Source organism: Paenibacillus ihumii (assembly GCF_001403875.1).
GTDB classification, from domain to species: domain Bacteria; phylum Bacillota; class Bacilli; order Paenibacillales; family Paenibacillaceae; genus Fontibacillus; species Fontibacillus ihumii.
Window position 1 is genome coordinate 2,457,729 of the sequence record NZ_LN884299.1, and the last position, 23,360, is coordinate 2,481,088.

23 protein-coding genes are annotated in these 23,360 nt (G+C 51.6%); 7 read left to right on the forward strand and 16 right to left on the reverse strand.

The window, feature by feature from the left end:
- Positions 1-94: 94 nt before the first annotated feature.
- The gene (locus BN2762_RS18165) at positions 95-1,198 is read left to right on the forward strand and encodes a chymotrypsin family serine protease (protein ID WP_055108303.1); all 1,104 of its coding nucleotides are present in this window, start codon (positions 95-97) and stop codon (positions 1,196-1,198) included.
- A gap of 90 nt (positions 1,199-1,288) precedes the next feature.
- Here BN2762_RS18165 and rpoD read toward each other — a convergent pair whose 3' ends face one another.
- Both rpoD and BN2762_RS27335 read right to left on the reverse strand, forming a co-directional pair.
- On the reverse strand, positions 1,289-2,185 hold the full coding sequence (rpoD, locus tag BN2762_RS18170) for an RNA polymerase sigma factor RpoD (protein ID WP_055108304.1): 897 nt from the start codon (positions 2,183-2,185) through the stop codon (positions 1,289-1,291).
- 235 nt (positions 2,186-2,420) lie between these two features.
- A complete protein-coding gene (locus BN2762_RS27335) occupies positions 2,421-2,576 on the reverse strand; it encodes a hypothetical protein (protein WP_187386551.1) in 156 nt (51 codons plus the stop codon).
- A 544-nt stretch (positions 2,577-3,120) separates the two neighbouring features.
- On the opposite strand from BN2762_RS27335, the gene BN2762_RS18175 reads away from it, so the two are divergent.
- Together BN2762_RS18175 and BN2762_RS18180 are read left to right on the forward strand one after the other, a co-directional pair.
- The gene (locus BN2762_RS18175) at positions 3,121-4,026 is read left to right on the forward strand and encodes a hypothetical protein (protein WP_055108305.1); all 906 of its coding nucleotides are present in this window, start codon (positions 3,121-3,123) and stop codon (positions 4,024-4,026) included.
- Positions 4,027-4,310: 284 nt separating this feature from the next.
- A complete protein-coding gene (locus BN2762_RS18180; RefSeq protein ID WP_055108306.1) occupies positions 4,311-6,608 on the forward strand; it encodes an Ig-like domain-containing protein in 2,298 nt (765 codons plus the stop codon).
- Between the two features lie 140 nt (positions 6,609-6,748).
- On the opposite strand, the gene BN2762_RS18185 is transcribed toward BN2762_RS18180, so the two are convergent.
- Entirely contained in the window at positions 6,749-7,390 is a 642-nt protein-coding gene (locus tag BN2762_RS18185; RefSeq protein ID WP_055108307.1) for a bifunctional 4-hydroxy-2-oxoglutarate aldolase/2-dehydro-3-deoxy-phosphogluconate aldolase, read from the reverse strand.
- A 154-nt stretch (positions 7,391-7,544) separates the two neighbouring features.
- Between BN2762_RS18185 and BN2762_RS18190 the strand changes: the two genes are divergently transcribed.
- Positions 7,545-8,243, forward strand: a complete 699-nt coding sequence (locus BN2762_RS18190; protein WP_055108308.1) for a metal-dependent hydrolase — start codon at positions 7,545-7,547, stop codon at positions 8,241-8,243.
- A gap of 72 nt (positions 8,244-8,315) precedes the next feature.
- Here BN2762_RS18190 and BN2762_RS18195 read toward each other — a convergent pair whose 3' ends face one another.
- On the reverse strand, positions 8,316-9,542 hold the full coding sequence (locus tag BN2762_RS18195) for an MFS transporter (RefSeq protein WP_055108309.1): 1,227 nt from the start codon (positions 9,540-9,542) through the stop codon (positions 8,316-8,318).
- Positions 9,543-9,730: 188 nt separating this feature from the next.
- On the opposite strand from BN2762_RS18195, the gene BN2762_RS18200 reads away from it, so the two are divergent.
- Positions 9,731-10,489, forward strand: coding sequence for a DUF4339 domain-containing protein (locus BN2762_RS18200; protein WP_055108310.1), 759 nt, complete (start codon positions 9,731-9,733; stop codon positions 10,487-10,489).
- Between the two features lie 79 nt (positions 10,490-10,568).
- On the opposite strand, the gene BN2762_RS18205 is transcribed toward BN2762_RS18200, so the two are convergent.
- The 5 genes from BN2762_RS18205 to BN2762_RS18225 form a co-directional block, all read right to left on the reverse strand.
- The gene (locus tag BN2762_RS18205) at positions 10,569-11,051 is read right to left on the reverse strand and encodes a GNAT family N-acetyltransferase (RefSeq protein ID WP_055108311.1); all 483 of its coding nucleotides are present in this window, start codon (positions 11,049-11,051) and stop codon (positions 10,569-10,571) included.
- A 14-nt stretch (positions 11,052-11,065) separates the two neighbouring features.
- The gene (locus BN2762_RS18210) at positions 11,066-11,611 is read right to left on the reverse strand and encodes a GNAT family N-acetyltransferase (protein WP_055108312.1); all 546 of its coding nucleotides are present in this window, start codon (positions 11,609-11,611) and stop codon (positions 11,066-11,068) included.
- Between the two features lie 80 nt (positions 11,612-11,691).
- A complete protein-coding gene (locus BN2762_RS18215; RefSeq protein WP_055108313.1) occupies positions 11,692-12,162 on the reverse strand; it encodes a DinB family protein in 471 nt (156 codons plus the stop codon).
- Positions 12,163-12,178: 16 nt separating this feature from the next.
- Complete coding sequence (locus BN2762_RS18220) at positions 12,179-12,481, reverse strand: antibiotic biosynthesis monooxygenase family protein (RefSeq protein ID WP_055108314.1); 303 nt, start codon at positions 12,479-12,481, stop codon at positions 12,179-12,181.
- A gap of 136 nt (positions 12,482-12,617) precedes the next feature.
- Complete coding sequence (locus tag BN2762_RS18225) at positions 12,618-13,547, reverse strand: NAD(P)/FAD-dependent oxidoreductase (RefSeq protein WP_055108315.1); 930 nt, start codon at positions 13,545-13,547, stop codon at positions 12,618-12,620.
- Positions 13,548-13,641: 94 nt separating this feature from the next.
- On the opposite strand from BN2762_RS18225, the gene BN2762_RS18230 reads away from it, so the two are divergent.
- On the forward strand, positions 13,642-14,001 hold the full coding sequence (locus tag BN2762_RS18230) for a DUF2512 family protein (protein WP_055108316.1): 360 nt from the start codon (positions 13,642-13,644) through the stop codon (positions 13,999-14,001).
- Between the two features lie 44 nt (positions 14,002-14,045).
- On the opposite strand, the gene BN2762_RS18235 is transcribed toward BN2762_RS18230, so the two are convergent.
- Positions 14,046-15,749: a glycoside hydrolase family 13 protein gene (locus BN2762_RS18235; RefSeq protein ID WP_055108317.1), complete on the reverse strand. Its 1,704-nt coding sequence runs from the start codon at positions 15,747-15,749 to the stop codon at positions 14,046-14,048.
- Between the two features lie 218 nt (positions 15,750-15,967).
- Between BN2762_RS18235 and BN2762_RS18240 the strand changes: the two genes are divergently transcribed.
- The gene (locus BN2762_RS18240) at positions 15,968-17,200 is read left to right on the forward strand and encodes a multidrug effflux MFS transporter (RefSeq protein WP_055108318.1); all 1,233 of its coding nucleotides are present in this window, start codon (positions 15,968-15,970) and stop codon (positions 17,198-17,200) included.
- A gap of 113 nt (positions 17,201-17,313) precedes the next feature.
- Here the strand turns inward: BN2762_RS18240 and BN2762_RS18245 are convergent, their stop codons facing one another.
- The 6 genes from BN2762_RS18245 to BN2762_RS18270 all read right to left on the reverse strand — a co-directional run bounded on the left by BN2762_RS18245 (position 17,314) and on the right by BN2762_RS18270 (position 23,168).
- Positions 17,314-18,246: a hypothetical protein gene (locus tag BN2762_RS18245; RefSeq protein ID WP_055108319.1), complete on the reverse strand. Its 933-nt coding sequence runs from the start codon at positions 18,244-18,246 to the stop codon at positions 17,314-17,316.
- A 55-nt stretch (positions 18,247-18,301) separates the two neighbouring features.
- Positions 18,302-19,228 carry a Gfo/Idh/MocA family protein gene (locus BN2762_RS18250; protein ID WP_055108320.1) on the reverse strand — a complete coding sequence of 309 codons (927 nt, stop codon included), beginning with the start codon at positions 19,226-19,228 and terminating at the stop codon, positions 18,302-18,304.
- Positions 19,229-19,470: 242 nt separating this feature from the next.
- Positions 19,471-20,400 carry a glycine betaine ABC transporter substrate-binding protein gene (locus tag BN2762_RS18255; protein ID WP_187386552.1) on the reverse strand — a complete coding sequence of 310 codons (930 nt, stop codon included), beginning with the start codon at positions 20,398-20,400 and terminating at the stop codon, positions 19,471-19,473.
- 119 nt (positions 20,401-20,519) lie between these two features.
- A complete protein-coding gene (locus BN2762_RS18260; protein ID WP_055108321.1) occupies positions 20,520-21,176 on the reverse strand; it encodes an ABC transporter permease in 657 nt (218 codons plus the stop codon).
- Complete coding sequence (locus BN2762_RS18265) at positions 21,173-22,303, reverse strand: ABC transporter ATP-binding protein (RefSeq protein ID WP_055108322.1); 1,131 nt, start codon at positions 22,301-22,303, stop codon at positions 21,173-21,175. The genes BN2762_RS18260 and BN2762_RS18265 overlap by 4 nt, the downstream gene beginning before the upstream one ends.
- A 244-nt stretch (positions 22,304-22,547) precedes the next feature.
- A complete protein-coding gene (locus tag BN2762_RS18270; protein WP_055108323.1) occupies positions 22,548-23,168 on the reverse strand; it encodes a TrkA C-terminal domain-containing protein in 621 nt (206 codons plus the stop codon).
- Positions 23,169-23,360: the final 192 nt, after the last annotated feature.

A 23,360-nucleotide genomic window follows, 5' to 3' on the forward strand; every position in this document is an offset into this window, starting at 1 on the left:
CCTGTCTTAGAGTATGAGCCAGATTAAATCCAGGTAAACCCAACCCTTGTCTCAGCATAATATGAATGAAAACAGACAGAAAAGGTGATTTCATTTGGCAAGCTTCCGTAAAGCCTATCTGGCCAAGCAGCGTATCGCGGCGCATGTACTGAAACAACGCGGCATACACGGCATTGGCGTAGGAATGTGCGATCCACGCCGCCCGGGGAAAGGCGCCGCGATTATCCTCTATGCCAGCGCTGCAGCGGCAACTGCAAATTCTAGCAAAAAAAGCCCGAAAAAACAGAAGACCATTAACCCCGTTGAGCTGCAGCGCAAAATAGGCGTGCCTGTACGAATCGTGCAATCGTCAAGCTTTCATAAACACAGTACCCAGGAGAATGACCGTTTCAGATCTAGAATAAGACCAGTGATCGGGGGATACAGCATCGGCACGCCGGATGCCTCAGGTACGGCGGGATTGATTATTGCCGATAGGCTCTGTGGCAGCCAGCTCTATGTGCTCAGCAATAATCATGTTCTTGTAAACGAGAATACGCGGCGCTGCTCCAAGACGCTCCAGCCCGGCGGAGCCGATGGCGGAACAGCAAGAGCAGATCGCATTGGAGAGCTGCATCGTTTCGTGAGACTAAGCAAGAATAGAAACAACTATCTCGATGCAGCGATGGCCAGGCCGCTGCGGCGTTCCTTGCTCAGTCCCCGTTACGCTGTATTCGGAACAGTGCCTGGCCATCTGCGGTCATATCGTATCGGAGACCAGTTCAAGAAGGTCGGCCGCACTACCGGCATAAGAACGGGGCGGGTAGAATCAATTCACACCGATATCCGCGTGGGATATGGTCCATACGGCAATCTCGGCATGATTACTTTCAAGAACCAGAGCGTCATTCGCGGCAAGCGACCCGTCTCTTTAAGCGGCGACTCCGGCTCCGTATGGCTGACCCAGCGCGGAAATTTAGCGGCTGCCGTCAATTTTGCCGGCTCTGACGATGGCTTCTTATCGATATCCTATCCGATTGAATGGTTTATGCAGGTATTCGGGACGCAGGTCGCCTCCCCCTTGCAGCACCGAAAAACGCATACACCGGCTCGCCCAGGCCGGAGAGCGGAGCGAAGCTATTTGTACACACAGCCTCTGCCGCCCAGACTGCTCCGCACGATCAAGCCGCTCCTCGCCAGACGATGCCCGGTAAAATGATGCAGCTAGCCAGCATCTATTAAAAAAGGGAGCTTCCATGACCTTTCGTCAAGGTGGCTCCCTTTGCATCTATTGTTATCAGATAAATGATTATTCCATAAAGTCCTTCAGCCGCTTGCTGCGGCTCGGATGTCTCAGCTTGCGGAGGGCTTTGGCCTCAATTTGTCTGATCCGCTCCCGGGTAACGCCGAACTCCTTGCCTACTTCCTCAAGCGTTCGCGTCCGGCCATCATCCATTCCGAAGCGCAGGCGAAGCACGTTCTCCTCACGCTCGGTCAGCGTATCCAGCACTTCCTCCAGCTGCTCCTTCAGCAGCTCGTAAGCCGCAGCCTCTGCCGGGGCCAGCGCATCGTGATCCTCGATAAAATCGCCCAGATTCGAATCATTCTCTTCGCCGATCGGCGTCTCCAGCGAGACCGGCTCTTGAGCGATCTTCATGATTTCTCGAACCTTCTCCGGCGTGAGATCCATTTCCTTGGCGATCTCCTCTGGAGTCGGCTCCCGTCCGATCTCTTGCAGAAGCTGGCGGGAAACGCGAATCAGCTTGTTGATGGTCTCTACCATATGAACCGGGATTCGAATTGTTCTGGCCTGATCCGCTATAGCTCTCGTAATGGCCTGACGAATCCACCATGTCGCATAGGTGCTGAATTTGAAGCCTTTCTTGAAATCGAATTTCTCGACAGCTTTAATAAGACCCATATTGCCTTCCTGGATCAGGTCGAGGAACACCATTCCCCTCCCGACATATCGGCGGGCGATGCTAACAACGAGACGCAGATTGGCTTCCGCCAGTCTGCGCTTGGCTTCCTCGTCTCCCTGCTCTATTCGCTTGGCTAGTTCGATTTCTTCCTCTGCCGATAGAAGCGGTACTCTACCGATTTCCTTCAAGTACATGCGTACAGGATCATCGATCTTTATGCCTGGCGGCAGCGTCAGGTCATCTGTATATTCTGATTCAGTATGAAGCTTCAAATCCTCTGTCACGATTCAGACCCCCACCCATAAATGAAATGCTACTTATCTTAAATCTATATTTCGTTTGACAATTGCCAGCTTTTATGCTATTATAAAAGCGATCCTAAAATGATATACCGTTATTTGACTATCCGTCATTTTAACACATAAATAATAAATAATCAATCTGTAGTTTTGTTCAGTTCATGCAAACAACGCTGATCCCTTACGGGTCGGCGTTTTTTAGTGGATTCGGATTTTAGGATCAATGTATCAGCCCAAATTCCCGGGCCTGCTCCTCCGTTAATATGAACTGTTCCTTTTCCCATACCTCATCGTTTTGCTCAAGACCGAATGCTTCCATGACTTTCAGCCATATCCCTTTCTCAACAGCCTCGCCCTGCGTAATAATAATTTTCATGCCAGAACTAGCCCCCTTTCATCGAGTGATTAATGCTCTAATATTTTGCCCTAATATTTAAATTTTTAATAATAGTTTAGCCAATTAGTCATATTTGAAACACTTCATTAGTGTGAGCAAATCGGCTGCAAAGTGTTTCCCACGCATTGCAACCGCTTACAATAGGTTCTTTATAGAGATTTTTTATTAGTCGCAATATAGGAACCAGTTCATATCAGGCGAACAGCCTCTTTACCGATAACTCCTATAATATGTTCCAAGTTTTTCACAGAAAACGTAATAAAATATATTTATTTACCCTATCAAGTCGTATTTGAACCAGGATTTTAGAAATCCATACTAAAGTCCTATGACAATTTACGACAATAATGTCGAATTATGTGATATAGTTCATTTATAACCATTTACTCATGCAATTTTAATGCGGTAAAGAAAAAGCAGGAGGTTGGGCCTGGAAATAACAGCATATCATTAAACCATTTCATCTTCCCATTACCACAGTCCTATTTTTATGTACATTTTATGATTAAAGGAGCTGGACAACATGAATTTTCCTACCCTTCCTTTCCTCCGGCGTCTATTTTTCCTGCTGCTAGCAAGCATGATTATTCTATCCGCAAGCAATCCCATTCGTACCGAAGCGGCAACAGGCAAGCTGCCCAAAGCAACTTGGCTGTGGCACGCGAAACTGATTGAGACAAAGCCAGATGAGCTTTTATCCTTCTCGGCATCCGAAGGCATCCACTTCATATATCTGCAGATCAGCAATAAGGTGGATACCTCCTACTACAAAAATTTCATTGCCAAAGCCCATGCCCTCGGCATCCGGGTACATGCCTTGAACGGGGCGCCGAATTGGGCGCTGGAGTCAAACCGCTCCCAGCTGGCAAGCTTCATGAAGTGGATTGGAGATTATCAAGCCACGGCTGCCGAGGAAGAGAAATTTACCGGTATCCACGTGGATATCGAGCCCTATCTGTTACCCGAATGGAAGACCGATCTTAACAATGTGATAAAGCAGTGGCAATCCAACGTGGAATTTCTCGTTCAAGAATCTGCCAAATTGAGGCTGCCGATTGCGGCAGACCTGCCCTTCTGGTTAGATAAATATGCAGCAAGCGAGTCGAAGATGTCACTGAGCTCCTGGATGATCTCCCAATTTGATTCTGTAACCCTGATGTCTTATCGGGACAGCGCCTCGGCCGTGATCAGCCTAGCCCAACAGGAGCTATTGGAGGCTGAGAAGCTGAACAAGCGCATATATACCGGTGTAGAGACCAAATATTCCTCGGAAGGCAATCAAGTCACCTTCTATGAGGAAGGCTATGATTACTTGAATATACAGCTGCTCTATCTGGATCAGCTGGGCCGAAACTACCGCTCTTATGCCGGGATCGCCGTTCATGATCTTGTAGGGATGATGGATCTGGCTGCACGAAGCCAGCCGTAATTACAAATTAGCCTAACAGGGGCAGCCTCAGCTCCACTTCTCAAGCTCGATCCGATTGCGGAGTGATCCTATTCATTCTCCGAGCGGGTCGAGCTTTATTCATCTCTCTGAGGAGGAGCCGCCTGGCGCGTAACAGCCTTTAGCGCAATGAGAGGAATCACCAAGCTGGAATTCGGTCTATTTAAGGCTGTTGCCCTTCTAATTTTTCAGCCGCTACAATAGGTATTGCAAACGTTTACAAAAATATGCAGCGGTAAGCTCCCGCGGAAAGAGAGGGATTTACGATGTCATATCACGGCGGCGGCTGGAAATCACGCGTTCTCCCTTTGCGATCCAAATGGCTGGTCATGTTGCTCGCTATCAGTATTATTATGCCGTGGGTTCCCGGCCAGAGTCTTCCAGCAGCATGGGCCGACTCGCAAATCACGATCGATTCGCACAGCAATGGTGCGCTGGTGGAGGCGGGAACGGTCACAATTTCGGGCCATTATACGGATGTCTATGATATTAAGCTGATTGTGAATGGGCGCGAGCAGCTCGATACGCATATGAACCATCTAAGCGGCACCGAATCTGGAACGTGGTTTGCCGAATTGGACACAACCCGGTATCACGGGGAGATCCGCCTCGTTGCACGGGGATTGGGCAGTGAGACCAGATACGGGGTAACATCCCCAACCAAATGGATTGAGGTCGATAATCCCACCGTCTCTCCTCCCTTAATCCGCATCGATCAACCGCTTGATGGCTCGGTCGTTGAAGGACAAATCCCCGTCACCTTATCCGTCTATGCCTTGAATCCGGTTCAAGCCGTTGAGGTCCGAATTAACGGTGGCGCTTGGACCGCCGCGCATGGCGCCGGCGAGACTTACGAGTATATATGGGATGCCGAGTCCGCCCCGAACCGTACTTCAAGCATTGAAGCCAGGGCGATCGATCAATTCGGCAACATCGGCCGCAGTCTGACGGCGTACGTAAAGAACGGCGATGTCGAGAAGAAAGAGATTGTTCTTGAACGTCAGGATCGGGCCATATGGATCTGGGAAAAGGCAGCCTACAATTTATTCCTAAACCCTGGCTCGCGTACCGCCCTCAAAGCATTTGCAGACGATACGGATACCTTCGGCTCCGATGCGGTAACCACCTTCTATCTGGGCGTATTCCCTTATGAAGGGATCGATATTCTTGAGGAGGAGCCCGATAAGGTTCGGGATTTCCTGGCCTGGGCCCACGATAACGGCTATAAGGTTCACGCCTGTATCGCCGGCGGAACGGTTCCACCTTATTTCGGCGCATTAACGGAGTACCATGAGCTGGCGATCCGCGAGATGGAGAAGGTCATCAACTATAACCTGTCATCTTCTCCTGACGAGCAGTTCGACGGCATAAACGTAGACATCGAGCCGTATATCCTGCCGGACTTCAGACTGCAGAAGCCGTCGGTACAGCTCCAGTATCTTGATATTATGGAACAGCTGATAGCTCGCAGAGATACCGCCGGCATCGCTCTCCCCTTCGGCCCGGCCATCCCCAGATGGTTTGACAGCAACGACCCGGCAAAGGATATTACGTGGAACGGGCAAACCAAGTGGCTGTCCGAGCACATTCAGGACATGAGCGATTATATTTCGATTATGGATTATCGCGATACAGCCGAAGGCAGTGTCGGGATCATCGCACATGCTCAAGGTGAAATCGACTATGCCAATCTGATCGGCAAGCCCAACTCGGTCATTATCGGCGTAGAAACGCTGGATATCGCCAACAGTGGAGACCCGGAGACCATCACCTTCCGGGAGGAAGGCCGCACTTATATGGAGAGCGAGCTGGATAAGGTCTATGATTGGTTCAACGGAAATCCCGCCTTCGGCGGTATCGCCATGCACCATTATGATTCGATCCGCTGGCTTCCGTCAGCCTGGGGACCTGAAGGGGTGAAATGGGCGGTGACTCCCGAGGACGTAACGCCGCCGTCAGCGGTCAGCGTGCAGCCCACTGCCGAAGCCTATGATTACCAGAGCATCACCCTTCGTTATGGCAGAGCCTTCGATGATTCTGACGTCGAGGAATACGTTATTTATCGCAGCACCGAGCCCGATTTCGAGCCTGACGCATCGAATATCGCCGGTCTTTCGCGCAATCTGAGCTATAAGGACCGGGGGCTGCTGCCCGATACGACGTACTATTACAAGGTCGCCGCGAAAGACATCAGCGGCAACGTCGGCCCTGCTTCTGAAATTGCATCGGCTGCTACTTTAAGCACCAGCCTTCGTCCGATGATACTAAGCGAAATGTCGATTCAACGCGACGGCACACGCTCGAAGGTAACGTTGAAGGTGTGCGATTATGAGACCGGGGAACAACTAACGGCCAGAGTGTATGGGCGCTTTACCTTCAATGGAGGCCGGTATGTTGAGCTTGCTCCCGATGTCAACGGGATCATGTTCGCCCATTCAGAAGCATTGCCTGCGGCGTCCGGAGAAGTCGGCTTCTGGCCGCAGCGCGTGCTGGCGGGCGGCTATTACTGGGCCACCGCTTACGATGATCCGAGAAACGTCTCCATAAGCTGGCCGAATCCTTAGAATAGCTTTGATGCCAGTCAAGCCAAACCGGCCCAAGTTCATGCCACAAAACTCTCGCCTAATATAAAGTAACAGCAGCAAGCTCCCTTGAACGGCGGTTCAAGGGAGCTTGCTTAATGCTGTCTGTACTTAATTTAATTTCACGGTCTGGCTGCCGAACGCGCTGCCTGTACGAGCGCTGCAGCATTCTGTTCAATTTCTTCAAAGCGGCCTTCCTTCATGAGAGCCATGTTCGCGATGCCTCCGCCCATTCCGACTGCCGCAGCTCCGGCTTGAAAGAATTCATGAATATTATCGAGACGGACCCCGCCCGTCACGATCATTGGAATATGGCTAAGCGGCGCCCGCACCTCTTGCAGATAGGCCAGCCCCAGCGAGGCCATAGGGAATACCTTCACGGCGGTTGCCCCCGCGTTCCAGGCCCGGACGATTTCACTCGGCGTCATCGCCCCCGGATAGACGTCAATCGATTGTTCCCGGGCATAGTTCACGACCGCTTCGTCCAAATTGGGGGCAATAAGATACTCTGCCCCTGCGGCTACCGCCTGCTTGGCCATATTTAAATCGAGGACCGTCCCAGCGCCGATCCGCATCCTGCCGCCGTATTGCTCCCGCCAGCGGGATATCATGCCCAGAGCGCCGTCACTGTTTAGCGTCGCTTCCACGAATACTACTCCCGCCCGATCCAAAGCAGCGATCAGCCCGTCTGCCCGTTCCTCCGGGACATGGCGAAGTATGGCGACGATTCCCTCTCTTCTCAATTGTTCAAACGCAGTGCTCATCTGCTTCCCCCTCTCGCTTCAAAAAGTAGCATGTTCCTGCTCCGAATACAATACTTCCTTTCTTTTGCCGGCATATATTGCCTGAAATGTGACTCCTGCGCCCAAGTCAGGTATAATTTAGTAGAGATTCAACTATGTTATTGAGGTGATAAAATTGAAGCTGACCTACTTAGGACATTCTTCCGTTCACATCGACACAGGCGAATACAAGCTCGTCATCGACCCGTTCCTGACGGGCAATCCGGTGGCTGCGGTCTCGGCTGAAGATATTCAGGCCGATTATGTGCTGCTGACGCATGGCCATTCCGACCATATCGGCGACGCCGAAACCATCGCACGTAACAATCATTGCCCGATCATTGCCATCGTGGAATTAGCCGATTATTTCGCGGCCAAAGGGCTGGAGACGACCGGCATGAACCTGGGAGGCTCCTGCTCGTTTCCTTTCGGCAAACTGAAGTTCACTCCGGCTCTCCACAGCTCCTCGGTACTTGTCGACGGCATGAACATTTATCTTGGAAATCCAGCTGGAATCCTGCTGGAGCTGAACGGGTTCACGATCTATCATGCGGGCGACACGGCCCTATTCACCGATTTGCAGCTGATCGGCACGCGCCATCGGGTCGATTTGGCCTTTATTCCGATCGGCGATTTCTTCACCATGGGGCCGGAGGATGCGCTTACCGCAGCAGAATGGGTTAGCGCCCGCCATGTCGTACCCATCCATTATAATACCTTCGATCTGATTCGGCAGGATGGCGATCTTTTTGTCAGCGAGCTGAGCAAGCTTGGCATTACCGGGCATGCCCTTAAGCCAGGAGAAGAGCTGCATCATCATCAGCTAAGCGTATAGAATATTATAATTGCATAAGCCTGGAAGCCCCTTGCGCCATGATGGAGCAAGGGGCTTCCAGTTGCCGCACGATTAATCCGCCAGCTCCTTTCCTTTCGTCTCTGCTCCAAGCCATAACACCGCTGCGGCACCTATAAGAATCGTTACAAAGAAAATGCCAAATATATATCCGATCTGATAATGCCGGGCAACAAGCATCCCGACCATGTAAGGAGCAAGAATGCCACCGACGCGGCCGAACGAAGCGGCAAGCCCTACACCCGTTGAACGTACGGCGGTTGGATACAGCTCCGGCGTGTAAGCGTACATCCCGCCCCAGGCGCCGAGATTGAAAAATGACAGGCAGATGCCGGCGGCAATCAACGCGCCTTCCGTCGTAGCCAGGCCGAACCAGGCGGCACTGACTGCGGTAAACACCAAATAGAGAACGAGGACGAATTTGCGGCCGAATTTCTCTATGAAATAAGCCGCAGTGAAGTAACCGGGCAGCTGAGCCAGCGTCATAATAAGGACATATTCGAAGCTCTTCACTAGGCTGAACCCTTTGATCATCATTACCGAGGGCAGCCACAGGAACATGCCGTAATAGGAGAATACGACCGTAAACCAGAGCACCCACAGCATAATCGTTGCACGGCGATGAGGCCTGGCCCACACGGATTTGAACCGCTGGCCAAACGACGCTGCCTGACTGCGCTGCTCCGCAGATTGCTGCATATATCTTGGCGGATCCTCGATGGCCCTTCGCAAATACAGGGCATAGAGTGCCGGCAGACCGCCGATGATAAAGGCCGCTTGCCAGCCGTACTTTGGAATGATAAAGTAGGCAATCAAGGCCGACGCGATCCAGCCCGCCGCCCAGAAGCTCTCCAGCAGCACGACCGCCCTGCCCCGGTCTTTCAATTGCACGGACTCCGATACCAGCGTCGAAGCGACGGGCAGTTCTCCTCCCAGGCCAAACCCGGCAATGAATCTGAGGATGCACAGGACAGCAAATCCGGTGGCCGCCGCCGAAAGGCCTGTCGCGATGGAGAAAATCAGCAGCGTCCACAACAGCACTGACTTTCGGCCGTACTTATCCGCCATATAGCCGGCGATGGCCGCACCGAATACCATGCCGATCGAATTAATGCTCGTAAACAAGCCGGTTTGCTGGGGCGACAGCTGCCATTTCAAGCTTAAGTCGGCAATAATGAACGACAGCATGCCGACGTCCATCGCGTCAAACATCCAGCTCAGCCCGGCGCTCATCAGCAGCTTGCGCTGCTTCGGCTGGCGGATCGTCTCCAATATGCTCATTTTTCTACCACTCCTACGGGCTCGTTTATTTGTCTATTTCATCTTAATATGGATTTATAATAGCAAATCATGACATTTTTCGCTTAAAAACTTCCGTTTGCCCGTTACTTCTATGTAATTCCATGGTACTATTGAGGATATTATGCTATATTCTTCAAATCTTTTTTATTAAAAGGCAGGATGATATTATGAGTAGTAATTATAACACTAGCCCGGTTCCCTGGTACTATGTGTATAATGACAGCATCAAGGGGCCGGTAACCATCGGCCAGATGCAAAGTGACTATTACATCCACCGGGAGCTGCAGCCAAACACGATGGTTTGGACTGAAGGGATGGCCGAGTGGGCACCGCTGTCTTCGACAGAGCTGATTCACCACATTATGTTTGCGCCAGGCAGCGGATCTCAGGCCAACCACGGGCAGCCGCCGTACAATGCAGCTTATCCGTATCCATCACCCGGCGACCAAGCTTATCCCCGCTCAGCTCCCGGAACTGCAGGATATCCGCCTGGAGGGCATACCCCCGGGGCTCAGACCTATTCGGGACAGCATACCGGGTATCAAGTACATCCCGGCCAATATCCACTGCAAAAAGTAAACAATACATATATGTGGCTGATCGTTGCGGTTTCCGGAACCACTAGTCTTATAAATCTTATTGCCCGGGACGCTGGCCCTTTCTTAGGACTCAGCTTCCTATTATGGATTGTAAAAATCGGATTATATGCTCTGTTTTGCTCGCTGGACAAAAATGAACTCCAGCGTTCCGGTCACCGGACTACCCCGATCTGGTGGTTCTTGATTGTCCCGGTATATATGTTTATCCGTGCATACCGGCTGCGCCAATTTCCGATCTATGCAATCCTATTTCTGGTCATCAGCTTTTTCGTTGGTTTTTTCTATGGTTTCTTCACCTCGTTTTATGATGCATTCCTATACGGCTAGCCGACTTTAGCCTGACTCCAATAAGAGTTGACCCCAGCTGCCGCTATCATCCCGGCCTCTGGGTACAGCTCTTCTGCTTTTAGGCTATGATCAAGTGATAAATATGCTGCGGCCCAATCGGGCCTTCAATCAGTCTGCCTTCGTCTCGAAAGCCTGCAGCCAGGTATACAGTCTGGGCCGCCTTATTGCGCTTATTTACCGCTAGGACGATTTCATTCCGTCCAGGGAACCGGGACTTCATGAATTCAGGGAGCTGGAGCATGGCCTGCTTGGCGATGCCCTGTCCTTGATGGCGATAATCGATGGAGAATGAGCGCAGCAGCATCGCTTGGGGATTAGGCGTAAATTCCGCGATAGCCGGCCCCTCATGCAGAATAAAAAAGCCGACTAGGCTCTCCCCGCAAACAATCACTACTGGATACCGATGACTGTCCTGAATCGCTTCGGACAGCACCTCCTTGGGCAAAGCGCTAAACAAAATCTGTCCCTCGGGAAGCTCATAGCGCTCCAATGCCTCCATGTCACCGGGCAAATACTCTCGTAAACTCACATTATTTGTCATGTTAGATCAAGGACTTAATCGCTCTCTATCCTCCTTCCCATAATAACAAGATCTCTTTCGGTTCCGTCCAGATTGGCCACCCGCGGCAATACCCCCCACTGCCCAAACCCGTGCTTTCGGAGCAGCGCCAAACTTCCAGCGTTATGCGCAAACACAAAGCCCAGCATCGTCTTCACTTCAATTTCAGGACAAGCAGCAATAGCCTTCTCCATGAGCAGGCTGCCAATGCCCTGGCCGCGAAACGCCGAAGATATGTAAATGCTAATTTCCGCCGTGTTGTCGTAGGCCGGACGCCCATAAAAGGACTGAAAGCTGAGCCAAGCCACTACCCGCTTTTCGTGCTCCTCTGCAGAGCTTGTCCCGTTTGCTGCTTCCGCTCTCACTACCCAAAGGGGCCTCCTGCGCGGTGTATGCTCCTCAAACCATTTCAGCCGGCTCTCCACGGTAATGGGCTCGAGGTCAGCTGTAACCATCCTGCTCCCGATCGTCTCGTTATAGATCGCTACGATCTGGCTTAAATCTTCTACTGCGGCATGTTCGATTCGATATGATGTCCCCATGATGGAAAACTCCTCACCAATTCAGCTTTTAAGCCAATCCAAGATAACAAATGAACTTAAAATTAGCTAGCCCCGGAAGGCTAGCTTTGGATTAATTTCTTATACATTTTAATGACGCTGAAGTGCATACCCTCGTGGTATAAGCAAAAATTCAAAAATCCCTCTACCCTGTCGAGCGTAATGCCCGAGGATGTTGTATACGGCTTGCTGACGGTCTCGTCCAGTTTCCCCGGCAGGATCGAAGCGATTTGCTGCGGCTGGGACTGCAGGACCTCAATAATTTCCGCAAGCTTGGGCACGTCCTCCGGCCACCCCTCCGGAGAGGTCCCGTTAGTGAAGCAGCCCTTATAATTTGCCGAAATCAGCGAAGGGCGGCCAGTCAGCCGAAATGCAAACGCGTCCTGCACGAAAGCGATATGCCCTAGATTCCAGCGAATATTGTTGCGGAAGCCGAAAGGAATGATGTCGGCCTGCTCCTCCGATAAATCCTGAACCATTTTTAGAGTCTGATTGCGGACAAATTCCAACTGGCTAAAAATAATCTCTCCCATACGCTACCTCCTTGGACTAATCCAGAGCATGCTTGATACGTACATAGTGCTGGACAATAGGAAACGGGTCGTAGAAATGATGAAGCAGAGCCTTCCATTCCTGATACTGTTCGGACTTCCTGAATCCAACCTCATGATCGGTAATGGAACGCCATTTGACAAGGAGTATGTATTTATTATCCTCCTCTACACACTTGTGAAGCTCGTGATCGATATATCCTGGCATTTCAGCAATGATCTTGGAAGCCTGGCGAAAGCTGCTCTCAAAATCATTAATCGTTCCCGGCTTGACGTGCAGCTCGGCGACTTCAAGTACCATTCTCTCCCCCCTCACCAGCTTGGACAAACTCAGCTTTTGCTACATCGACCTTATTATACCATCATATCTATGATGTGAGCGAATGAGTTAGTCCTGCTGGTATGGCTTGCCTGCCGAGAGGGCTCATGACTCAACGTTAATTTGACGGTTCCCTCTTTGCTCTCTGCTTTCGCAGCGCCTTATTGATCCAGATTGCAGCAATCGATCCCTCGCCCATAGCAACGGTCGCCTGCTCGGCATGAAGTGCTAGATCGCCGGCGACCCAAACGTTGTCCACGCTCGTCTGCTTGCTGCGCGGGTCGCTTTCTACATGACCGTTAGAGCTCAGCTTTGCTCCCAGCTGTTCTGCCAGCCCGGAATGCACCTGGTTCCCGCCAAACGCTATGAAACCTCTCTCCGCTAACAAAACCGTTCCGTCATTCAGCACGATCTGCTCAATTTGGCCCTCGGCGGCAGGGCGTATTTCGGCAATGGCCCTCTCCATATAGGTGACTCCCGCCTGGCGAAGCTGCTCCAGCAGCCTTGGGGAGACAGCCGATGCCTCATGGTTCACATAAGTGAGCTCATTTGTCCGTTCGGCAAGAAGAAGCGCCATATTGGCCCCGGCATCGCCGGCTCCCATCAGAACGGTAAGCTTGCCTTCAATCTCATACCCGTCGCAATCCGGACATATATACACGCTGCTTCCGAGCAGCGGAACAAGTCCGGGAATTTCAGGAATACGATCGCTTACGCCAGTGGCAAGCAGCAAAGTAAGCGCCTCGTACGTCCGGCCCGTTTCCCCCGTAAGCCGGATCGTTCCGGCATCGCTCCGCACGGCCGTGGTCACCTTGTCTCTAACGAAGCGGACACCCGTGCTTTCCGCCTGATCTCTGCCCCGTCTCCGCAGTTCTGCCCCTGACACCCCCTCCGGCCAGCCTAAAATATTGTGATAGCAGCGGCAGAGCGACGACCTGCCTTCTCCGGCATCAACGACCAGAACATCATAGGCCGAGTAACGTCCCAGTTGAATTGCGGCCTGCAGCCCGGCGATTCCGCCTCCGACAATAATGCAATCCTGTAGCATAGACGAACTTCTCCAATCTTTTAGGTTATGGGCGCTGAATATCTCCTGCGGCAAGCTGGGTATCATGAGTGTACATCACTAAGAGGAGGACATCATGACCAAGCGAATCCTTATCAAAACTGTCTGGAGCTGCCTCATTCTTGTAGGGCTCTTCATGCTCACGAGCAATGCCTCTTTCTTTGCTTCCCTGCTGTCTGCTCTCGGTCTGGCAGCTTTTTCGTTTTTATTGGTTGATCTGTTCGTACTGCCTCGGGCTACGAATGCCTTGGCGACGATGATCGATGCCGTCCTGGCCTACTTGTTCATTTGGGCGCTGGCCGCTAACAACGGCTGGTCGATGACACTGCCGGAGGTACTCACCATAACGCTCGTGCTGACTGTGTTCGAATATTTCTACCATGACTGGCTGATCAAGAACGGGATCCAGCGGGACAGGCAGATGAAAGTCGAATAAGCGAACAAGCCATAACGACCGCAATTGCGGTCGTTTTGTCCTATTCATTCGGCAGGTTTAGGCAGACGCTGCAAATAAACTCTGGCTTCATAGGGGCGCAGCTTCAGACTGCACAAGTCTTCATTTTGCTGCGTAGGATAATTTGAAATAAGCAGCTCGAGCCCCTCCCTGCTAATATCCTTAGGCAGCTCGAACACCGGCTCCCGCTCGAAAAAGTTCAGAATCACCAGCAATTGATCGCTATCCAGTGTCCGGGTATAGGCGTAGATTTCCGGATGCAGCGGCAGCAGCAGCTTGTATTCGCCATAGACGATAACCTGGTGCTGCTTGCGAAGCTGAATAAGCTTCTTGTAATAATGGAAAATGGAGTCGGGATCCTGGAGCGCATCCGCTACATTGATCTCCTTATAATTCGAATTCACCTTCATCCACGGATTCCCCGTAGTGAAGCCTGCGTTCGGACTTGTATCCCACTGCATAGGAGTACGTGCGTTATCCCGGCTCCTCTTGCGGAGCGCCTCCATAATTTTTTCCTCCGGCACCCCGTTATTACGCTGTTCCTCGTAGTAATTCAGCGTCTCCACATCACGGTAATCGTCAATGGACTCAAAGGCGATATTCGTCATGCCGATCTCTTCTCCCTGGTAAATATAAGGCGTTCCTTCAAGCGTATGAATGAAGGTGGCGAGCATTTTCGCTGAAGGCACCCGGTACAGCATATCGTTCCCGAATCGGGACACCGAGCGCGGCTGGTCATGGTTGCACCAGTAATTTGCATTCCAGCCCCGGCCATGGAGAACGTTCTGCCAGTTGCTGATAATTTTCTTCAGCTCGAGCAGGTTCCAAGGAACGACGTCCCATTTCCCGCTCCCTGAGGAAGCGGCATCGACGAACATATGCTCGAATTGAAAGGTCATGTTCAGCTCGCGCCGGCCGTCGCCTACGTAATCCAGCGCTTGCTCGGGGCCCAGGCCCGAGGTTTCTCCGACCGTCATAATGTCGTAGTAATAGAGCACCTTATCATGCAGGTTTTGCAGCAGAGTATGAACATTCTCCAAATTGGAGAACATTTCATAAGCCCGGACGGTTGTTGTCTTGTTCGGGTTATGGGCATCCGGAAGCCCTTCGGCCTTGACGATGTGAGAGATCGCATCAAAGCGGAAGCCGTCGACTCCCTTTTTCAACCACCATTCCACCATTCTGTGCAATTCATCGATTACTACGGGGTTGTTCCAATTCAAGTCCGGCTGATACTTGGAGTATAAATGCAGGTAATATTCATCGGTCTGCGGATCGTACTCCCATACCGAGCCGCTGAAGTACGATTCCCAGTTGTTCGGCGGCCCGCCGTTCTTCCCTTTCCGCCATATGTAGTAGTCCCTTTTGGGATTGTCCTTGGACTGGCGGGACTCGAGGAACCACGGATGCATGTGCGAGGTGTGATTCAGAACCAAATCCATCATAAGCTTCATCCCGCGGGCATGCATTTCTTGCAGCAGACGGTCAAAATCCTCCATCGTCCCGAATTGTTCATCAATATCGCAATAGTCGCTAATATCATATCCGTTATCGTGGCCTGGCGATTTATAGATCGGGCTGATCCAGACTACGTTAACCCCCAGCTCCTGCAAATAATCCAGCTTGGAGATAATGCCCTTAAGGTCGCCGATCCCGTCTCCGTTGCTGTCCTTAAAGCTGATCGGGTAGACTTGATATACAACACTTTCCTTCCACCATTTTGGTTTCATTGTCAACTCTGCCTCCTTATCCGGGTGCAGCCCTTTTCTTATCTTTAACCATCTTTAAACATTCGGAACGCCGCCATAACAGGCGACAAGAATATTCGGCGGAATCGCAACATTTTCACCGATTATTTTCATGGATATAGTATAATGAAATAATGCGCGTCTATACGCTGCAACCAAGCAATTATTGCAATTGTCTCGAAAGGATGTCTTTTCAGATTATGAATTCCCACACTCGCGATTATTCGACCGCAACTCCCTTATCGCCCTCGGCTCGGCTAAAGGCAATATTCATTCTCGGCAGCTTGTCGGCCTTTGGTCCGCTCTCGCTGGATATGTATTTGCCGGCGCTCCCCAAACTGGCGGAAGAACTCGGGGCGACAGCTTCCGTAACTCAGCTTAGCCTTACGTCCTGCTTGCTGGGACTAGCCCTTGGCCAACTCGTGGCTGGTCCGATGAGCGATGTGCGAGGACGCCGCTCTCCACTCCTACTATCTCTTTGCATTTACGCTATCAGCTCGTTGCTGTGCGTCTTCGCGCCCTCAGCCTGGGGACTGATTGCTCTCCGGTTTCTTCAGGGCCTGTCTGGGGCAGCGGGAATCGTAATTTCGCGGGCCGTCGTGCGGGATTTATACTCTGGCTCGGAGCTGACGAGGTTCTTCTCCATGCTTATGCTCGTGAACGGGGCGGCACCGATTCTCGCACCGATCTTTGGTGGGCAGCTGCTGCAGTATACGTCCTGGAGAGGTGTATTCGTAGTATTGTCCTTGATCGGCGTTGTTATGATGATCGCGGTACTGTTCGGTCTCCCCGAGTCACTGCCGAAGGAGCGGAGGCAATCCGGCGGATTAAGCGCAACTGGCATGACTTTTCGCCGTCTGCTCGGAGATCGCCTTTTTGTCGGCTTTTGCCTGACGCAAGGTCTAGTCTCTGCCGCCATGTTTGCTTACATATCCGGCTCGTCCTTTGTCATGCAAAATGTGTTCGAGGTATCGCCGCAAATGTACAGCCTGATCTTCGCCGCGAATGGAGTAGGTATCATTATAGCCAGCCAGGTTACCGGCCGGCTGGCTGGCAGGGTCAAGGAGGCCTCGATGCTGCAGCTTGGACTAGCCTTGGCGGTAACAGCCTCCATCGGCCTGCTGGCTTCGATTGTTCTTGGAGGAACGCTGATCACCGTGCTGATTCCGCTGTTCTTCGTAGTGGCCTGTGTAGGGATCGTCTCAACATCTGGCTTCTCATTGGCGATGCAGAGTCAGGGCAAAGCTGCGGGCAGCGCCTCAGCCCTGCTCGGACTCATCCCGTATATTCTCGGAGCTGCGGTCGCTCCTCTTGTAGGGCTCGGCGGCGAGCATACCGCTCTGCCGATGGTCATCGTTATCGCGATCGCGGAGCTTGGTGCACTGCTCAGCTATTTGCTGCTGGTGCGGCCGCGCCTGAACCCTTCGTCTTAATGAGAGAGACGGTGGACAGCAGCTTAAGCTTACAAAAAGGAAGGGATCATTTATCGCGGTTCAGCGATAGATAATCCCTTCCTTTTTCTGCGCGGGTTGATCCCTTTATTGATCTAATCCGTATATTGCTCCACGCTGCGTACATAACTTTGGCGCTTTACCGTCAGATCCGCTTCGACCTTGCGTTTCCAGTCGTTCAGTTGGGATAGAATCCGATTTATCTCTGACCGCTTGTTCTCCACTTGCTGCAGCATGTCATTAATTTTACCCTGGACAATCCAATCCATAATGAAGCCGTCAAAGAAATAATCCGAGAATTTGAGAAATCCGCCGATTTCAGTATGAACCGGCAGCTGCTCGCCTACATCCCGCAGCTCCTTCTCGAAATGCCGCAGGCTGTTTTGGGAGCGATATAAATAATCCATCGCCTCATCCAAGCGGCCATGCTTGATATGGGTTGAAATCATTCCGCCGCCAAGCATATCATAGGTCCCCCAATTTTTAGCCGATCGCAGCTTTTCGATGGCGCAATCCAAGTCGTGGGCGACCGAACGTCCGGCCTGCAGCGCCTCTTCCAATTCCTTGTTCTGTACACTTAATGCCGCCTGCTCTTCCGCCAAAGTTCGCAGCTCCTCGTTCTGCTCTAGCACTTGTCTTTCCTTGGCCTCGAACACCTGATCATAATCCAGCTTCCAGAATCTCACCTCCGCCAGTTGCTTCTCGATAGCGGCGATCTGCTGTTCAATATGCTGCACTGCCCGGTCGGCTTCATCGTATTTCAGCTTGGCTTCAATCGCCTCGCGCTGCTCTTGATCTAGCTTCTCCAGCTTTTTGCCAAGAACCGTGTACAGCAAATTGGACAATGACAAGCCTGTCAGTTGCTTGACGTCCTTCTCCTCTGCAGCGAGTCTCCGGCTAGCCTCTTCTCTAGCCCGCTCCAATGCGGCCAGCTCTTCCTTCAGCTGCTGGTGGCGCTGCTCCCATTTCTCCTTCTTCCGCCCCTTCTCCTTAAGCTCTGCCAAACGTTCATTCATGTCCTCATACATCCGTTGTCCACCTCCACTGAGCTTGTTCGTCTTCCCCTCTATCTTCTATCTTGGCTTACCCAAGCCAAACATCGGCACCCTGCTCCTCAGCATGCTTGACGACAAGCTCGCACAAGCGATGGCTTTCAAGGGCGTCACGAGCGGGCAGTCCGTCCGGCGTCCCGTTCCTTACGCTGTTCAGGAACTCCGCAATGATCTGATGAAAGCCTCTGCGGCACAGCACCGGATCCCAATCATTGAACTTGATCAGCTGCTCTTTCCCGGCATGAAAATGCCTGGTTGTGTTCAATCCATCAATAAACCATTTGTTCCCCGGATTCATCACCTCAAGCGTCTCCTCGGTTATCCCGTTATCGCGGTTCATGACAGCCATGCTTGTAAATCCGTCTCCCTCCAGGTGCAGAACAACATGATACAGCTTCCCATCCCGCTGATAGGTTGAAATTCGCGTGTCTTTAATCTCCCCTGGCGATAAATAGCGTACCGTATCCACAACATGAATGAAATCGTCCAGGACGAAGCGGCGCGCAAAATCGGGGAGTGCCGCCCGGTTCTTCTGCAGGATCATCAAACGCCGCTCGTTCTGTTCTTTCATGGCCGCATACATTGGAGCATAACGCCGGTTGAACCCGACCATCAGCTTGACTCCCTTGGCTTCAGCCAGCTCGACCAGTCTGGCGGATTCCTCGTAGAAGTAGGAAATAGGCTTGTCTACATATACATGGATGCCGTGTTCGATCAGACGCTCAATAATCCCGGCATGCGACTCCGTAGCTGTATGTATGAATGCGGCATCTACTCCGGCAGCGATCAATTGCTCGGGCCGATTTGCCGTTTCTCTGATACGATACTGATTTGCTACTGAACTAAGGACTTCGGAATTGCGTGTGCACAGTACAAGTTCTATATTTTCAATAGCCGATATAACCGGCAGGTATGCTTTGCGGGCTATGTCTCCAAGACCGATGATGCCTATGCGCATTTGGAACCCTCCTAATGATTAAAGTAAGAACGCCTACCATGTATTACGCATTTTCCCTGTTAAAGTTACACCAAAAAGGCATCTTCCGGCGCCGCTCCCCATCCGACCCTATGCATGATCAGTCTTCTGCCTCAAGCCGTTCTAGGCCAATAGGCTAAACAAGAGAGACTGCCCATTCTGCGATATCATCAGCAGAACGGGCAGTCTGTACTTATCGGCGGGCAAGAAGCCCGCTGATAAAACTAGCCTTCTATCAATCCTTTGTCAATCAGAAATTGACGAGCGACCTCTTCCTCCTTCATTCCTTCGACATCCACGTCGGCATTCAGCTTCTGCATCTCCTCATCGGTGATCAAGCCGCTCATCTGGTTCAGTACCTCTTCTAGCTCAGGGTACTTCTCCAATGTCGCTTTACGGATGATTGGTCCGGCATCATACGGTGGAAAAAACTCCTTGTCGTCCCGCAAAATGACCAGATCATGAACCTTAATCTGTGCGTCCGTAGCATAAGCGTTCGTTACATCCGTCTCTCCGCTCGCGATCGACTGGTACATGATGCCGTGATCCATCCCTTTCTGCTGCTTGAAGTTCATGCCGTACAGCTTCTGGATTCCGGGGAAGCCGTCGTCCCGATCGAGAAATTCGAATTCGACGCCTAGAATCATATCCTCGGACACTTTTGCCAAATCGCTGAAGGTCTCGAGATGATGCTTCTCTGCAGTCTCTCTTGTTACCGCTAACGTATACGTATTATTAATGCCGAACGGCTCCAGGAAAACCAGCTCGTCTTCGGCCAGGAGCTCTCTCGTTCTAGCGAGGGATTCCGCCGAATTGCCGGTTTCCTCTTGATAATAGTTGGCAACGACGGTTCCCGTATATTCGGGATACAGCTGAATTTCATCGTTCTTCAGCGCGCCCCATGCGACGTTGGAGCCGCCCAGGTTAACCTGCCGCTTCACTTTGAGGTCCGTTTTGGCTTCAATTAATTCTGCCATCATCAAGGCAAGCAGCATGTTCTCCGTGAAATTTTTTGAGCCAACGGTAATTTCCCCCGTGCCTTCTGCGCCGGCTCCTTTATTTGTTCCTCCTCCGCAAGCGCTTAGAAGCATCGCGGCCAATAGCAATGCCAGCATGCCTGCTGCCGTTTTTTTGCTTATCGCTACCCATTTCATCGGTTTCTTCAACCTCCGTTTTATTAAATCATCTGCATCAGGCCTGACTCAGCCTGATCCTGCTTAAACCCTGCTACAAATCATACAAATCATGCCTTGCCAGAGCATCTCTTACCTTGCTAAACCTTCAACCCTTTTGGAGTCGTTACCTTCTCCAGCAGGCCAAGCAAATAATCCATAATCAGCGCAAGAACGGCTGCGGGGATCGCACCTAGCAGGGTGAGAGCCTCAATGTTGCGCTGTATGCCCAGGAAAATATATTCTCCAAGACCACCTGCACCGATAAAAGAGGCCAGCGTTGCCGTCCCGACATTGATTACCGCAGCCGTACGTATGCCGGCCATGATGACGCTCAACGCGAGCGGCAGCTGAACGCGGAATAAGATTTGCCATTGCTTCATGCCCATCCCCCGCGCCGCTTCCACAATCGACTTGTCCACATCAGTAATCCCGGCATACGTATTGCGGATAATCGGCAGCAGCGAATACAGAAACAATGCGGCTACCGCGGTCTTCATGCCTATGCCGAAGAGCGGGATCATGAACCCGAGCATCGCGAGGCTCGGTATCGTCTGCAGCACTCCGGCGGTTCCCAACGTAATGCCTTTGAGCTGCTTCACTCTGGTAATCATGATGCCTAAGGAGACACCGACGACAATTGCCAGCAGCATCGACAGCAGCACGAGCTCAATATGCACCAATAGAGACTGGGCCAGCTCGCCCTTGCGCATATCGAATTGATGGATCAACTGCTCCCACAAAGATTTATCTCTCATGCTTCCTCTTCACCCCCTACCCATTGAGCGGCAAATGCTGTTAACAGACTGCTGCGGGTGACGATGCCGGCAATTATGCCTGCTTCCGTTACCACCGGGATAACGCCAAACGGAGCTTGCGTGATCAGGGCAAGGGCATCCCTGGCCGTCGCCGTATCCTGCAGAACCACCTGGGGCGGCTGCATGATCTCGCGGATGGTCATCGAGCTGTCCATCTGGGCGGAGACATCGTACGCCGAGACAATGCCCAGCAGCTTCCCTGCCTCATCGCTTACGAGCAGCGTATCGGTCTTCCTCTGCCTCATGAACGTAAGCGCCCGGCTCGGACTGCGTCCTGGGAGTGTTGTTGAAGGGTTATCGCGCATGATCGCCGTGATCGGAATGTATTCGGGATTTTGATAGAGGCGATTTTTTCCGACGAAGCCTTCTACGAACTCATTGGCCGGATGACTTAGAATTCGCTCCGGCGTATCGATCTGCACCAGCTCTCCATCGCGTAGAATGGCGATTTTATCGCCGAGCTTCAGAGCCTCCTCCATGTCATGCGTTACAAATACGATGGTCTTTCTTACCTCCTGCTGAAGCCGCAATAATTCATCCTGCAGCTGCTCCCGGGTAATCGGGTCAAGAGCGCCGAACGGCTCATCCATCAGAATAATATCTGGATCCGCCGCTAAGGCCCGGGCGACACCGACCCGCTGCTGCTGACCGCCGGAGAGCTGCTTCGGGTACCGCTTCGCGAAGACCTCCGGATCAAGCCCGACCAAGCGGAGCATTTCATTCACCCGCTCTTTTTTCCTGTCCGTCGTCCATCCCTTCAGCTCGGGAATTAAGCCAACATTGTCTTCGATGGTGTAATGGGGGAAGAGTCCGATTTGCTGAATGACGTAGCCGATGTTCCTGCGCAGTGTTACGGGATTCTCCTGCGTAATGTCCTTGCCTTGCACGTATATTTTGCCGGAGGTGTGCGGAATCAGGCGGTTAATCATCTTCATGGAAGTCGTCTTTCCACAGCCGCTGGGACCGATCAGCACCAGAATTTCTCCTGCCGCCACCTCAAAACTGATATTTTTTACTGCTTGATAACCGTTTGTATATGTCTTGCTTACTTCTTCAAATTTCAGCATCTCTGCCTCCTTTGTCCTTGAAATTCTGTTTTTCGCCTGCTCCCAAAGCTGACTTTGAGTCAGCCACATTGATAGTTTCTTACTGTGCTGGAAGCATCAATAGGTATTACTATAGCAAACCTCCCGACAACTGACAACCTTATATTTATAAATAAGTTGTATGTCAAAAAAAGGATCACTATGACAAAAAAAGAGGCTGACCCTGGCAAAATCGCCTTAGGGCCAACCTTTTTTCGTCCGTGCTCTATTCTATAATTTGATTAACAAATCGCTCGGTTTTATCGTAAATTTTGGGGTCTCCAACAAAGACAAGACTGTCATTCTCCCGCAAAATAACATGAGGTCCGGGCGAGATCGAAATCCTCGTGCCTCTGCGCAGCGCGATTACGGTAGCCCCGGTATTCTGCCAGAATTGCAGGTTGCCGATCGTCTTCCCTACCGCATGGGATCGTTCCTTAATCAGAACCTCCATCGGGTTGTAAGGCGTCAGGTTCTGCAGCCGGTCGGAAGCCTTCGTAATCTTGTTCAGCAGAACCTCGAATCGGCGATCCACTTCCTTCTTCTCCGCCATCAGAAGCTCCAGATCCCGTTTCAACGAATAGGCCGACTTCAAATAATTGCTGCTTGCCAAATACTCCTCGGCCTTCCGGTCCGATATGACGACAATCTCCTTGCCTTGCGAGACGGAGACGATGCCCTCGTCCTTTAATAATCCAATCGCCTTGCGGATCGTTTCTGGAGAGACGTGATACTGGGCCGCCAGCAAGGTGCGCCCCGATATTTTGCTATGGACGGCCAGCTCCCCGCTGACGATACGCTGGGCAAGATCGAGCGCGATGGATTTATAGACAGCGATTTCCTGCATGGCGTTGAATCCCCCTTTAAGTCAATCAACTAGTTTATTAAGTATATCTCGTTTGGTCCGGTAAATAAATGAGCGGGCTGACCTAGGAATTTCCGCAATTTACGCTTAGTTAATACATCTATGATAATGTTAGAGCGATGAATAACCCGATAAGTTTAACGGTACAAGATATTAATCAGTACAAGAACATTG